Below are 13,504 nucleotides of genomic sequence, written 5' to 3'. Positions count from 1 at the left end.
CTACCGGTGCGACCGGGCGGGCTCGGCGGGCTCCCCCGGGCTCCCGGCGGCGTCGGTGTCCGCGGCCGCGGCCTCGCGGGCGTCCTCCTGCTCGCGCTCCCAGGCGTCCTTCACGAACCGGTACCAGAGGAACACGGCGAACCCGGCGAACACGACCCACTCGATCGCGTAGAAGAGGTTGAGCCAGTCGAAGCGGACCTCGCGCGTCGGAGCACGGTCGGCGATGGTGCCGAGGTCGGCGGCCTTCGCGGTGGTGCCGTCGGCGACGACGTACCCGATGTACATCCGGTCATCGAAGGCCTTCCAGGTGTTCACGAACCGGGCCGGGGCCACGGCCGAGTACTCACCCTTGCTGTAGGCGTCCTGGTCCGGGGACTCTGCTGGGTAGTAGCGCCCCTGCACCGTGAGCTCCTGGCCGTCGGTGAGGCGCTCGCCCCCCGCCTCGGCCTGTCGCCGCTGGTCGGACCAGCCGATGACGACCGGCAGGCTCGCACCGGTCTCCGTGTCGACGAGGTGTCCGATGGCCTGGTAGGTGCCGCCGCCGGACCGCCCGGTCAGGATCGTCGTGTCACCCGCGACGAACGTGCCCGTGACGGAGATGCGCTGCCCGGCGATGGACTCCGACGCCGCACGGCCGGGCTCGGTGACGTCGTCGAGGGCCTTGCGGGTCTCGGTCGTCGCCGGCAGGGGCTTGCCGTTCGCGATGCTCCGCTCGAGCTGCCACTTGCCGAGGCCCGCGAAGGTCCCGGCGAGCACGAGCGCCAGCAGGAGCAGTGCGATCCACCTCGGTCGTCGGGCTACGGCCCACATCTGTATCAGTACTCCGGATCGCGCTGGCGGACCGGGCGCTTCGGGCGCTCGGCAGGGATGTCCACCGGCGACGTCACGGGTTCGCTCGTCGTCGGCTCCGGTGACCCATTCTCGCGCTCTTCCCTGCCCGCAGCCTCCACGAGGGCGAACTCCTCGGCGAACTGGCGGTCCCGCTCGGCACGACGCGCGGCGGCCGCCGCGTCCTGGTCGGCGACGCCGGCCTCGGCGGCGGTGTCGATCGCCTCGTCGAGGGCCGGTCCGGCCGGGATCCCGACACCGGCAGCGCCGGCAGCGCCGGCAGCACCCGTCGCGCCGTCCGGACCCGAACGGCCCGTACCGCGGCCGAGCCGGTCGCGCAGGCGCTGGCGCAGCCGCGCCACCCGGGCGGGACGCACCACGAGGCGGCCGATCCGGTCCGAGTTGACGGCGAGCAGCGGACCCAGGACGGCCATCACGAGGACGTAGAGGCCCGCGAAGGCGGTGATCCGCGCCTCCAGGCCGGCGGCAGCCGAGAGCGTCGCGAGGATCAGCGCGAACTCGCCACGGTTGACCAGGATCACCGCGGTGTTGATCCCCTGCTGGACGTTGAAGCCGTTCATGCGGGCGACGAGCTGCCCGGCGACGGCGTTCAGCACGATGGTCATGCCGATCGCGCCGAGGACGGGCCAGAGCACCTCGCCGAAGGTCGACAGGTCGAGTCCGAGGCCGAAGTTCACGAAGAAGAACGCCGCGAACACGTCGCGCATCGGGAGCGCCAGCTGCTCGATGCGGTCCCGGTACCGGGTCGCACCGCAGAGCAGGCCGATCACGAACGCACCGATGGCGTCGGTCACGCCGAGCAGGTCACCGATGCCGCCGAACATCACCGCCAGCCCGAAGAACAGCACCGTGAACAGCTCGTCGTCGCGGGTGGCGAAGATCTTCGACACCCACTTGCCGGCGAACCGGGCGAGCGTGAACATGACGATGAGGAAGCCGAACGCGAGCGCGAGCTTGCCGACCACGGCCCAGAGGTTCGTGTCGCCGGAGAGCACCACGGAGACGATCGCCAGGTAGATGGCGATGAAGACGTCCTCGATGACGGTGACGCCCAGGATCATCGGGGTCTCGTCGTTCGCCAGGCGCCGCAGCTCGATGAGCAGCTTCGTGACGATCGCACTCGACGACGTGGCCGTCATGCCCGCGATGATCAGGGCCTCTCGCGTGCCCCAGCCGAGCGAGAACCCGAAGGCGAACCCGACGCCCATGTTGATGGCGACGTACGTGCCGCCGGAGACCAGGAGCTTCCCGGCGTTGCCGTAGAACTCCTCCTGGTCGAACTCCAGCCCGAGGTTGAAGAGCAGGAGGATGAGCCCGAAGGTCGCGATGAGCTCGATCGTGTGCGACTCGACGTTGAGGCCGATCCACGGGGTGTGCGGGCTCGCGATGAGCCCGACCACCATGTAGATCGGGATGGCGGGCAGACCGATCGTCTTGCCCAGGCGCCCGAGCACGTAGGCGATGACGAAGAGCACACCGATGGTGAGCAGTTCGCCGCCGAGGTGCACGGGTCAGCTCCCGGGCGGCGCCTCGGCGGCAGCCGCCGCCAGCTGTCCGCTGCGGTAGAAGGAGAACGCCTTGGCGACCTTCTCGGGAGCGCCGGCGACGACGATGGTGTCACCGGGGAACACGACGAAGTCCGGCGAGGGAGCGGGGTTGGCGCTGTCGCCGCGGACCACGGCGACGACGGTCAGGCCGATGAAGCCCGAGTCGTGCAGGTCGCCGAGGGGCTTGCCGGCGATGGCGTCCTCGTAGTCGACGCTGAACCAGTCGATCGACAGGCCGGGGATCTCGTCGAGCTTGTCGAGGCCCTCGGTGATCCGGGTACCGCCGAGCAGTTCGGCGAGGGTGTGCGCCTCGTCCTCGCTCAGGCGGAGCGAGACCTTCTCCGACTTGTCCGCGCCGTCGGAGACGTCGGCGAACGAGATGAGGTCGGAGTGCCCCGACCGGTGCGTGATGACACCGCACTTGCCACCGTCGTCGGTGTAGAAGCTGTGCAGCACGCCGACTCCGGGGAGTTTGACGCGATGGACGTCGACCATGATGGCTCCCTTGGTGAGTACCCCGATGATAACCACCGGGTGCGGCGGCCCATTCCACGGGTCATCCGGTCGGTGGACGCGTGCCGGTCCGGCCCGTCGCTAGCCTCGCCGCATGGGGAACACCGGGGGCCGTACCCGCATCGTCGTCGCCGTCGTCGGGGTGGTGGTCGTCGCGGCCTACGCGGCGCTGCTGGCCGTGAACGCACTCGTGCTGGATCCGCTCGGCGCGGTACCGGGGCGCTCGCTCGAGCAGATCTACGCGCGGGTGGACGTGGGCAACGACGTGGCGCAGGACGTCGTCGGCGTGCTCGTCGTCGCGGGCATCGGCGTGGGACTGGCGCTCACCGCAGCGGTCGTCGGACTCGCGTCGCGGCTGCCGGCGACGACGATCGCGGTGCTGCACCTCGGCGTCCTCGCTGCGGGCGCCCTCGCGACGTTCCAGTCGGGCTTCTGGCTCGGCATGGACGTCGCCGACTCGTGGCCGACCGACGGCGCCGCGCACACGATCTGGTCCGGCGTGCTGTACCTGACGAGCACGGCGGCGCTCATCGCGATCCCGGCCGTGCTCGTCGGCACCGCCGTCCGGACCCGCACCCACAACACGCAACGTCGGCGACAGCTCGCAGCGGAGTAGCGCTGCGCGGAACCGCCGAGGTTGCGTTTCGCGGGAGGGACGCGGCGAGGCGACGGACGGGAGGCGCGTGGCGGGGCCGCCACGCGCCTCCCGTCCGGTGACCTACCGCGGTTCGCTCGTCTTCTCGCCCTCGACCTGCTCGTCCGTCGCCTTCGCGCCGTCGGCACCGCTCGACCGGCCACCGCCGACCACCACGTCGTCCTCGTCGAAGCCGAACGCGATGTCCGGCGCCTCGAGGCGCACCCGGTCGGCCGACTCGTCGTCGGGCTGCAGCTGCGACTCGCGCTCGGCGGCGACGCGCTTCAGGTAGTTCGACACCTCGTGCTCGGTCGTCTCCTGGTCCCACCCGAGCACGCCGGCCATGAGCTTCGCGGCGACCGGGGCCGCCTCTTCTCCGCGGTCCCACGCCTCGATCGAGATGCGGGTGCGGCGAGCGAGGACGTCCTCCAGGTGCAGGGCGCCCTCGTGCGAGGCCGCGTAGACGACCTCGGCACCGATGTAGTCGTCCGCCTGCGGCAGCGGCTCAGCGAGCGACGGGTCCTGCTCGACGAGCTGCAGCACCTCGGTGGCCTGGGTTCCGTACCGGTTGAGCAGGTGCTCGATCCGGACCTTGTGCACGCCGAACTGCCGAGCGGTGCGCCCGCGACGGTTCCAGGCCGCCGGGTAGCCCTCGGCACCGACCAGCGGGATGTCCTCGGTCGTCGACGCCGGGATCTTGCCGTCCATCGCCGCGACCGCCTCGTCGATGGCGTCCTTGCCCATCACGCGGTAGGTCGTCCACTTGCCGCCCGCGACCACGACCAGGCCCGGAGCGGTGTGCGCGACGACGTGCTCACGGCTGAGCTGCGACGTCTGGTCCGACTCGCCCGCGAGCAGCGGTCGGAGGCCGGCGTAGACGCCCTCGACGTCCTCGCGGGTGAGCGGCACCGCGAGGACCTTGTTCACGTGCTCGAGGATGTAGTCGATGTCCGCCGCGGTCGCCGCCGGGTGGGCCTTGTCGAGGTTCCAGTCGGTGTCCGTCGTGCCGACGAGCCAGTGCCGGCCCCACGGGATGACGAACAGCACGCTCTTCTCGGTGCGGAGGATCATGCCGGTGTTCGACTGGAAGCGGTCGCGCGGGATCACGAGGTGCACGCCCTTCGACGCCCGCACCTTGAACTGCCCGCGGGTGCCGACCATCGCCTGGGTGTCGTCGGTCCAGACGCCCGTCGCGTTCACGACCTGCTTCGCCCGGATGTCGAACTTCTCGCCCGTCTGGATGTCGTGCGCGTGCGCCCCGACCACCCGCTCCCCGACCTTGACGAACCCCTCGATGCGGACCCGGCTCGCCGCGTGCGCGCCGTACGACGCTGCGGTGCGCACGAGCGACGCGACGTAGCGGGCGTCGTCGACCTGGGCGTCGTAGTAGGTCATGCCGCCGACGAAGGCGTCCTTCTTCAGGCCCGGCATGTTCTTGAGGACCTGCTTGCGACTGAGGTGCCGGTGGTGCGGGACCCCGGGCGGACGACCGCCGGACCAGCTGAACACGTCGTACATCGCCATGCCGATGCCGATGTAGAAGCGCTCCCACACGCGGTGGTTGAGCGGGTAGAGGAACCGCACGGGCTTCACCAGGTGCGGGGCGATGCGCTGCAGCAGCAGGCCGCGTTCGATCAGGGCCTCGCGCACGAGCGCGAAGTTCAGCTGCTCGAGGTAGCGGATGCCGCCGTGCACGAGCTTCGACGAGCGGCTCGACGTCCCCGAGCCCCAGTCGCGGGCCTCGACGATGCCGACGCTCAGGCCGCGGGTGACGGCGTCGAGCGCGCTGCCACCGCCGACGATGCCGCCGCCGACCACCAGGACGTCGAGCTCCCGGGTCTTCATCGCCTCGATCGCGGCGGCGCGCTCCTCCGGACCGAGCTTGGCCGCCGGGTCGAAGCCGACGCTCGCGCTCGGTGCCGTGGCACGCCGGGCGTCCTCGACGGTGCTCTCGGCACCTGCGCTCGTCGCGTCCGTGCTGGTCTGCGTGGTGCTGCTGGCTGGCTTGGCCATCGTCGCCTCCGTGCGGGTTGCGCGCACGGAGCCGGCCTCCGCGCACGGGAGCGCCGAGGCGTCACCCGTGCGGGAGCACGGGTGCCACCGTCACTGCTGGTGGTACGGCGCCACGACCACTTCTACTCGCTGGAACTCCTTGACGTCGGAGTATCCGGTGGTGGCCATCGACCGACGCAGCGCACCGACCAGGTTCGCGCGGCCGTCCCACGACGGCGTCGGCCCGTTCAGCACGTTCTCGAGCGGGGCGATCTGCCCGACCTCGACCCGACGACCGCGGGGCAGCTCGGCGTGGTGTGCCTCGGCACCCCAGTGGAAGCCACCACCCGGGGCCTCGGTCGCGCGGGCCAGTGCGGTGCCGAGCATGACGGCGTCGGCGCCGACGGCGATCGCCTTGACGATGTCGCCGGCGGTGTCGAGCCCGCCGTCCGCGATGACGTGCACGTAGCGGCCGCCGGACTCGTCCATGTAGTCGCGTCGGGCACCGGCGACGTCAGCCACCGCGGTCGCCATCGGCGCGTGGATGCCGAGGGCGGCGCGGGTCGTCGAGGCCGCCCCGCCGCCGAAGCCGACGAGCACGCCCGCGGCACCGGTGCGCATGAGGTGCAGCGCCGACGTGTACGTCGAGGCACCGCCCACGATGACCGGCACGTCGAGCTCGTAGATGAACTTCTTGAGGTTGAGCGGCTCCTGGTTCTGGGAGACGTGCTCCGCCGAGACCGTCGTGCCGCGGATGACGAACAGGTCGACACCGGCGTCGACGACCGTCTGCGAGAACTCCTGCGTGCGCTGCGGGCTGAGCGAACCGGCGACCGGCACCCCGGCGGCACGGATCTCGGCCAGGCGCGCGGTGATCAGCTCGGCCTTGACCGGCTCGGAGTAGATCTCCTGCATGCGCTTCGTGACGTTGCCGTCCGTGAGGGTCTTGATCTCCTCGTAGTACGGCGTCGGGTCCTCGTACCGGGTCCACAGGCCCTCGAGGTCGAGCACGCCCAGGATCCCGAGCTCGCCCATCTGGATGACCGTCGCCGGCGAGGACACCGAGTCCATCGGCGCCGAGAGGATCGGCGACGCGAAGGTGAACGCGTCGATCGACCACTGCACGCTCACGTCGTGCGGGTCGCGGGTGCGCCGCGAGGGGACCACCGCGATGTCGTCGAACGCGTACGCCCGACGGCCGCGCTTGCCTGCACCGATCTCGACTTCAGTCACCGGGCAAGCCTAGCGGGCGGGGTCCCGGAGTGGGACGGGTGGACGGTGCAGGGCGACGCCGTACCGGTGGGGGCACGGTGCTGGGGCTGGTGCGGGTGCTGGGGCTGGTGCGGGTGCTGGTGCTGGTGCTGCTCAGCGTCGCGGTCGTGTCCGTCGCTTCCGCAGGGCCCGGAGGACCAGGCCGAGCAGGAGCGCGAGCACGACGAGGACCGCGAGCAGGGCGGCGGCGACCTTGACCAGCAGTGCGGCGCCCACGAAGAGCACGGCGAAGACGACCCAGACGAGGGCGTCGAGCACGAGGGGGCCGGGGGTCCGCACGTGCGTCACGCTAGCCGACGGACGGGGAGCCGGCGTGCGCGGGCCGGGCCGGCGGGGCGGGGGTGGGTCGCGCCTCCCGGCCGAGCCGGACGCAGGTGGCGGCGGCGAGACGCCGGCGTCGACGCGAGACGCGAGACGCGAGACGCCTCGGTCGACGCGAGACGCCCCGGTCGACGCGAGACGCACTCGGATCCGGCGGTGTCTCGGTGTGACCACGGCGTCTCGCTGACACGCCGGCGCCTCGGCGCCACGAACGCCACGACCGCGACCGCGACCGCGACCGCGACGCCACCCCGAGCCTGACGACGCCCGGGCATGAGGACGGGGCCGCGCGGCGCATCAGCAGCCTGCGCGGCCCCGTCGGGGTGCGGGTACCACCCCCACAGCAGTACCCGCGGGTCGACCCCGCTCAGCGAGCGGAGTCGACGTCCTTGGCGAGCGTCCCCAGGTAGAGCTCGATGACCTTCGGGTCGTCGGCGAGCTCACGCCCGGTGCCCGAGTACGCGTTCCTCCCCTGGTCGAGCACGTACCCACGATCGCAGATCTGCAGACAGCGTCGCGCGTTCTGCTCGACCATGATGATCGACACCCCGGCCTTGTTGATCCGGCGCGTGCGGATGAACGTCTCGTCCTGGCGCACCGGCGACAGGCCCGCGGAGGGCTCGTCGAGCAGCAGCACCTTCGGGTCCATCATCAGCGCGCGGGCCATCGCGACCGACTGCCGCTCACCACCCGACAGCGAGCCCGCCCGCTGGGTCCGCCGCTGGCCGAGGACCGGGAACAGGTCGTAGATGACCTCGAGCCGCTCGGCGAACTTCTTCGGGCGCAGGTACAGGCCCATCTGCAGGTTCTCCTCGATCGAGAGCGAGGGGAACACGTTGTTCGTCTGCGGGACGAAGCCGACGCCGGCCTGGACGAGCTTGTTCGCCTTGAGGTTCGTGATGTCCTCGCCCTGCAGGGAGACCGAGCCCTCGCGGATCGACACCAGGCCGAACAGTGCCTTGAGGAGCGTCGACTTGCCGGCACCGTTCGGACCGATGATGCCGATGAGCTCGCCCGGGTAGCAGTCGAGGTCGCAGCCGTTGAGGATGTTCACGCCCGGCAGGTACCCCGCGACGAGGTTCTTCGCGGTCAGGACGGGCTCGCCGCGGTCGATCGTCGCGGTTGCGCTCGTCGCGCTCGTCGCACCCGTCGTCGGACTGGAGGCGCGGCCCGCGTCAGCTGCGTTCGTTGCGTCGGTCATCGGGTCGCCTCCTGCTCGTCCTGCTTGCGGTCGTCCGCCTTCGGGTGGTCGTCCGCTGCTTCCTCTTCGGCCACCTCGTCGGCCAGCTCCTCGTAGGTCTCCTCGGTGAGGAGCGAGTCGTCGCCCAGGTCGGTGTCGTGGTGCGCTCCGAGGTACGCGTCGATGACGGCGCGGTCGTCCATCACCGTGTCGGCCGGGCCCTCGGCGACGACCTTGCCCTCGGCCATCACGACCACCCAGTCGGAGATGTGCCGGACCATGTGCATGTCGTGCTCCACGAAGAGCACGGTCATGCCGTCGTCGCGCAGCGACTGGATGTGTCCGAGCAGCGACTGGGTGAGCGCGGGGTTCACGCCCGCCATCGGCTCGTCGAGCATGATCATCGTCGGGTCGGACATCAGTGCGCGGGCCATCTCGAGGAGCTTCCGCTGCCCGCCCGACAGGGAACCTGCGTAGTCGTCCTGCTTCTCGAGGAGCTTGAAGCGGGCGAGCAGGTCCTCGGCCTTGGCGGTGATCTCGCGCTCGCGCTTCCGCCACAGCGCCGGGACGAGGCCGACGAAGAAGTTCTCGCCCGGCTGGTCGCGGGCGCCGAGCAGCATGTTCTGCATCACGGTGAGGCGGCTCAGCGCCTTCGTGAGCTGGAACGTGCGGACCATGCCCTTGTTGGCGATGTGCGTCGCGCTCGTCTTCTGCAGCGTGTCGCCGTTGAAGCGGGTCGTCGCGCCGGGGCTCGGCTTGTCGAAGCCGGTCAGCAGGTTGAAGAACGTCGTCTTGCCGGCGCCGTTCGGGCCGATCAGGGCGGTGATGGTGCCGCGCTGCACCTCGAGGTGGTCGACGTCGACCGCGGTCATGCCGCCGAAGTGCCGGGTGACGCCGTCGACCGTCAGGATCGGGTCGGACTTCGTGTGGGTGTAGGTCTCAGACACTGAACGACAGCTCCTTCTTGTTGCCCAGGAGTCCCTGTGGCCGGAACACGATGAGGAGCATGAGCGCGACGCCGACGAGCACGTAGGAGAACTGCTCCGCCTGCTGCGCGTTCATGATCGAGTCGGGGATGAAGTCCCCGGCGAGGGTGCGGACGAAGAGCCGCACGACGAAGAACAGGATCGCCCCGAGCACCGGACCGAACACGGTCGCGGCACCGCCGAGGATCAGCGCGGTCCAGATGAAGAACGTCATGGAACGGCCCATCGCGTCCGGCTGCACGGAACTCGGCAGCACGTAGATCACCCCGGCGAGCGCACCGAGCGCGCCGCCGAACACGAGCGCCTGCATCTTGTACGAGTAGACGTTCTTGCCGAGGGACCGCACGGCGTCCTCGTCCTCGCGGATGGCCTTCACGACGCGACCCCACGGGCTGCGCATGAGCAGGAAGAGCACGAGGGTGAAGAGCGCCACGAGGCCCCAGGCCGCGATGCGGATCCACCAACCGTTGACGCCGTTGTTCGAGTACGTGAACCACAGGATGCTCGTGGTGCCGTCGGGCAGCGGGCTGAGGGCGTTGAACGGGTCGCGGTAGCTCGACCCGGCGATGCCGTTCGAGCCGCCGGTGGTGTTCGTCAGCAGGCTGGAGCGTCCGACCATGCGGATGATCTCGGCGCCGGAGATCGTCACGATCGCCAGGTAGTCGCCGCGCAACCGCAGGGTCGGGATGCCGAGGATGACCGCGAACACGATCGCGACCGCCAGGGCGACGAGCACCGCCATGACGAAGGGCAGGCCGTTCGTGATCGAGATCGCGAAGCCGTAGGCGCCGAGCAGCAGGAACGCCGCCTGGCCCATGTTGATCAGTCCGGTCAGACCGAAGTGCACGTTGAGGCCGATCGCGGCCAGGGCGAACGCCGCCGTGGTGGGGGCGAGGGCCTCCTGCGTCAGCGAGGACAGCAGGTTCACGATGTAGTCCATGTCGGTGCTCCCTTAGCCGATGCGCTCGGCGCGACCGAAGATGCCCTGCGGCCGGAACAGCAGGATGAGGATGAGGATCACGAGGGCCGTGGCGTACTTGAAGTCACCCGGCAGCACGAGGTTCGTGAGCTCGACGACGATGCCGATGATCATCGAGCCGACGAGGGCGCCGTACGCGGTGCCGAGACCGCCGAGCGTGACGGACGCGAACATGAGCAGCAGCAGCTGGAGGCCGGTCTGCCAGTTCACGCCGTTGAGCACCAGGCCGAGCATCACGCCGGACAGGCCCGCGAGGCCGGCGGCGAGCGTCCACACGAAGCGGATGACGCGGTCGACGTCGATGCCGGACGCCGCGGCGAGCGCCGGGTTGTCCGACACGGCGCGGGTGGCACGGCCGAAGCGGGTCTTGGCCAGGAACAGGCCGGTGCCGACGAGGACGACGAGCGCGATGCCCATCGCGACGTAGGACTGCACGGTCAGCGTGAGACCGGCGAAGGTCACCGTCTCGGGGTTGCCCTGCTGGATGCGGACGGTCGAGGCGCCGAAGAAGTACTGGAAGGCGTACTGCGCGGCGATCGACAGACCGATCGTGACGATCATGAGCTGGGTGAGGCTGATCCGACGGCGGCGCAGTGGCCTCCAGATCGCGGCGTCCTGCAGGTACCCGGTCGCCGCACAGAGCAGCGTGACGACGATGCCGGTCACCCAGATGTTCCAGCCGAGCTGGTTCGCGAAGACGTAGGCGAGGAGACCGCCGAGGGTCACCTGCTCACCGTGCGAGAAGCTCGACAGGCCGGTGGTGCCGTAGATGAGCGACAGGCCGACCGACGCGAGGGCGATGAGGAGCCCGAGCCGGATGCCCGACGCGAGCTGCTGCCAGGCGCGTGCGGCGCTGACGCTGCTCGTGTCGTCGCTGGTGGTGGCGCCCTGCTGGTCGGACAGCTGGAAGATCTGGCCGACGTTGGCGTTGAGCGTGGCGTTCACCTTGCGCTCGGCGTCGGCGGCGTTCGTCAGGTACTGCCCCTTCGGCAGCGAGTCCTGGTCGACGCTGACGGTGTACTGCCCCGCCGTGGTCACGGACACCGACCAGCGCCCGGCGTCGTCGGTGGTCGCGGTCTGCGCGAACCCGCCGGCCCCGGCGACGTCGACGTCGACCCCGGTCGCGGGCTTCCGCTCGGAGTCGAGGATGGTGCCCCGGATGCAGCCGTTCGTGGGGCTGACCGTGCAGGGGCCGGAGCTCGCCGGTGCGCCGGTGCTCGGGCTGCTGCTGGCGGAGGGACTGCTCGTCGCCGCGTCGGCTGCGGGCGACACTGCCCAGTCGACCGCGAAGGTGGCGAGGAAAGCGAGGAAGAGTACTGCGGCGAGGACCAGGCGGTTGCGACCTGGTGCCCCACGGCGGAATCGGCGCATGAGCGCTGACCCCGGCGGAGTGATGGAACCCACGGATGAGCCTCTCGTTCGGATAGTCGAGGACCATAGGGATTTTTTGTGTCCCCCGTGTTTCCAGCACGTCTCCTGCACAAATCGTGCTGCATTCGTGACCGAGACCCCGTCGATCCGCGGAAATCCGCCCGTCCAGCCGGTACAGGACTCTCAGGAACGGGTCGTCGGACCGCTGTCGGCCCGCGCGCGGCGCCCGCCGTGCCCGGACGGTCGGGGGACGACGGAATGGCGGGAGTGTCCCGCGCGTTACCATGGCCCATCGGGAACCCGACGACGCGCCCCGGTGCCACCACTTCACCTCGCCCACGAAGGGGAACCATGGACCAGCCGGATCCGTTCGGATTCATCGGACTCACGTACGACGACGTCATGCTCCTGCCCGGGCACACCGACGTCATCCCGAGCGAGGCGTCCACGACGTCCCGGCTCACGAAGCGCATCGACGTGCACGTCCCGCTGCTGTCGGCTGCGATGGACACCGTGACCGAGGCGCGCATGGCGATCGCGATGGCCCGTCAGGGCGGCATCGGCATCCTCCACCGCAACATGTCCATCGCGGACCAGGCCGCGTACGTCGACAAGGTCAAGCGGTCCGAGTCCGGCATGATCACCAACCCCGTGACGACGACCCCGGACGCGACCGTGGCCGAGGTCGACGCCGTCTGCGGGCAGTTCCGCGTCTCCGGGCTGCCGGTCGTCGAGTCGGACGGCACCCTCGTCGGCATCATCACGAACCGTGACATGCGCTTCGTCGCACCGTTCGAGACGGCGACCACCCTCGTCCGCGACGTCATGACCAAGGCGCCCCTCATCACCGCGCCCGAGGGCATCGACCCCGAGGACGCGGTCGCGATCTTCGCGCAGCACAAGATCGAGAAGCTCCCGCTCGTCGACGCCGACGGCAAGCTCCGCGGCCTCATCACCGTCAAGGACTTCGACAAGAGCGAGAAGTACCCGGACGCCACGAAGGACGACGAGGGCCGCCTGCGCGTCGGCGCCGCGATCGGCTTCTTCGGCGACGCCTGGCAGCGCGCCGAGGCCCTGCGCGACGCGGGCGTGGACGTGCTCGTCGTCGACACCGCCAACGGCGAGAGCGAGGGCGTGCTCGACATGGTCCGCCGCCTGAAGGCCGCCCCGTCGTTCGCCGGCATCGACGTCATCGGTGGCAACGTGGCGACCCGACAGGGCGCGCAGGCGCTCATCGACGCCGGCGTGGACGCCGTCAAGGTCGGCGTCGGGCCGGGCTCGATCTGCACCACCCGCGTGGTCGCCGGCGTCGGCGTCCCGCAGGTCACCGCCGTGTACGAGGCGTCGCTCGCCGCGCGTGAGGCCGGCGTGCCGGTCATCGCCGACGGCGGTCTGCAGTACTCGGGCGACATCGCGAAGGCCCTGGTCGCCGGTGCTGACACCGTCATGCTCGGGTCGCTCCTCGCGGGCACCGACGAGAGCCCGGGCGAGCTCGTCTTCGTCGGCGGCAAGCAGTACAAGGCGTACCGCGGGATGGGCTCCCTCGGCGCACTGCAGACCCGCGGCGAGAAGACCTCGTACTCGAAGGACCGCTACTTCCAGGCCGACGTCCCCTCGGACGAGAAGCTCATCCCCGAGGGCATCGAGGGCCAGGTCCCCTACCGCGGCTCGGTGGCGAACGCCGTCTACCAGCTCGTCGGCGGACTGCGGCAGTCGATGTTCTACGTCGGTGGCCGCACGGTGCCGGAGCTCAAGGCCCGCGGCAAGTTCATCCGCATCACCGCGGCCGGGCTCAAGGAGTCCCACCCGCACGACATCAAGATGGTCGTCGAGGCCCCGAACTACCGCGGCTGACCCCGG

General features: G+C 70.4%; 12 protein-coding genes. 2 read left to right on the top strand and 10 right to left on the bottom strand.

All coding sequences use genetic code 11. The annotated features are described in order from the left end of the window. Genes ACH0A8_RS07015 through ACH0A8_RS07005 form a run of 3 tightly spaced genes read right to left on the bottom strand, consistent with a single transcriptional unit; the run spans position 1 to position 2,891 of the window. Positions 1-810, bottom strand: coding sequence for an SURF1 family cytochrome oxidase biogenesis protein (locus ACH0A8_RS07015; RefSeq protein WP_251155215.1), 810 nt, complete (start codon positions 808-810; stop codon positions 1-3). 5 nt (positions 811-815) lie between these two features. Next, a complete protein-coding gene (locus ACH0A8_RS07010; RefSeq protein ID WP_066656918.1) occupies positions 816-2,357 on the bottom strand; it encodes a cation:proton antiporter in 1,542 nt (513 codons plus the stop codon). Between the two features lie 3 nt (positions 2,358-2,360). Beyond that, positions 2,361-2,891 (bottom strand): cation:proton antiporter regulatory subunit, encoded by a 531-nt coding sequence (locus tag ACH0A8_RS07005; RefSeq protein ID WP_058728934.1) that lies wholly within the window; start codon positions 2,889-2,891, stop codon positions 2,361-2,363. Positions 2,892-3,003: 112 nt separating this feature from the next. Here ACH0A8_RS07005 and ACH0A8_RS07000 point away from each other — a divergent pair, with 112 nt between their 5' ends. Beyond that, complete coding sequence (locus tag ACH0A8_RS07000) at positions 3,004-3,525, top strand: hypothetical protein (protein WP_406906871.1); 522 nt, start codon at positions 3,004-3,006, stop codon at positions 3,523-3,525. 102 nt (positions 3,526-3,627) lie between these two features. Here the strand turns inward: ACH0A8_RS07000 and ACH0A8_RS06995 are convergent, their stop codons facing one another. The 7 genes from ACH0A8_RS06995 to ACH0A8_RS06965 form a co-directional block, all read right to left on the bottom strand. Then, positions 3,628-5,388 (bottom strand): glycerol-3-phosphate dehydrogenase/oxidase, encoded by a 1,761-nt coding sequence (locus tag ACH0A8_RS06995; protein ID WP_271826405.1) that lies wholly within the window; start codon positions 5,386-5,388, stop codon positions 3,628-3,630. A gap of 258 nt (positions 5,389-5,646) precedes the next feature. Further along, positions 5,647-6,768: a GuaB3 family IMP dehydrogenase-related protein gene (locus tag ACH0A8_RS06990; RefSeq protein ID WP_066656924.1), complete on the bottom strand. Its 1,122-nt coding sequence runs from the start codon at positions 6,766-6,768 to the stop codon at positions 5,647-5,649. 132 nt (positions 6,769-6,900) lie between these two features. Continuing rightward, positions 6,901-7,086, bottom strand: coding sequence for a hypothetical protein (locus tag ACH0A8_RS06985; protein WP_144411388.1), 186 nt, complete (start codon positions 7,084-7,086; stop codon positions 6,901-6,903). Between the two features lie 409 nt (positions 7,087-7,495). Further along, the gene (locus tag ACH0A8_RS06980; protein ID WP_245172344.1) at positions 7,496-8,329 is read right to left on the bottom strand and encodes an ABC transporter ATP-binding protein; all 834 of its coding nucleotides are present in this window, start codon (positions 8,327-8,329) and stop codon (positions 7,496-7,498) included. Then, positions 8,326-9,255, bottom strand: coding sequence for an ABC transporter ATP-binding protein (locus tag ACH0A8_RS06975; RefSeq protein ID WP_066656931.1), 930 nt, complete (start codon positions 9,253-9,255; stop codon positions 8,326-8,328). Before ACH0A8_RS06975 ends, ACH0A8_RS06980 begins: the two co-directional genes overlap by 4 nt. Further along, positions 9,248-10,234 (bottom strand): branched-chain amino acid ABC transporter permease, encoded by a 987-nt coding sequence (locus tag ACH0A8_RS06970; RefSeq protein WP_406906870.1) that lies wholly within the window; start codon positions 10,232-10,234, stop codon positions 9,248-9,250. The genes ACH0A8_RS06975 and ACH0A8_RS06970 overlap by 8 nt, the downstream gene beginning before the upstream one ends. Positions 10,235-10,246: 12 nt before the next feature. Beyond that, a complete protein-coding gene (locus tag ACH0A8_RS06965) occupies positions 10,247-11,677 on the bottom strand; it encodes a branched-chain amino acid ABC transporter permease (RefSeq protein ID WP_251155212.1) in 1,431 nt (476 codons plus the stop codon). Between the two features lie 318 nt (positions 11,678-11,995). Between ACH0A8_RS06965 and guaB the strand changes: the two genes are divergently transcribed. Further along, a complete protein-coding gene (guaB, locus tag ACH0A8_RS06960; RefSeq protein ID WP_406906869.1) occupies positions 11,996-13,498 on the top strand; it encodes an IMP dehydrogenase in 1,503 nt (500 codons plus the stop codon). Positions 13,499-13,504 lie beyond the last annotated feature (6 nt).

The sequence above is a fragment of the Curtobacterium sp. 179-B 9B NHS genome, from assembly GCF_045370965.1.
Classification (GTDB): Bacteria; Actinomycetota; Actinomycetes; order Actinomycetales; family Microbacteriaceae; genus Curtobacterium.
Note: the sequence above shows the minus strand (reverse complement) of the source record. Positions and strands in the feature narration are given on the sequence as shown.

Excerpts from the sequence above, each read along its gene's own strand:
- ACH0A8_RS07015 (WP_251155215.1), bottom strand. The coding sequence starts at position 810 with ATGTGGGCCGTAGCCCGACGACCGAGGTGGATCGCACTGCTCCTGCTG.
- ACH0A8_RS07005 (WP_058728934.1), bottom strand. The coding sequence starts at position 2,891 with ATGGTCGACGTCCATCGCGTCAAACTCCCCGGAGTCGGCGTGCTGCAC.
- ACH0A8_RS07000 (WP_406906871.1), top strand. The coding sequence starts at position 3,004 with ATGGGGAACACCGGGGGCCGTACCCGCATCGTCGTCGCCGTCGTCGGG.
- ACH0A8_RS06995 (WP_271826405.1), bottom strand. The coding sequence starts at position 5,388 with ATGAAGACCCGGGAGCTCGACGTCCTGGTGGTCGGCGGCGGCATCGTC.
- ACH0A8_RS06980 (WP_245172344.1), bottom strand. The coding sequence starts at position 8,329 with ATGACCGACGCAACGAACGCAGCTGACGCGGGCCGCGCCTCCAGTCCG.
- ACH0A8_RS06970 (WP_406906870.1), bottom strand. The coding sequence starts at position 10,234 with ATGGACTACATCGTGAACCTGCTGTCCTCGCTGACGCAGGAGGCCCTC.
- guaB (WP_406906869.1), top strand. The coding sequence starts at position 11,996 with ATGGACCAGCCGGATCCGTTCGGATTCATCGGACTCACGTACGACGAC.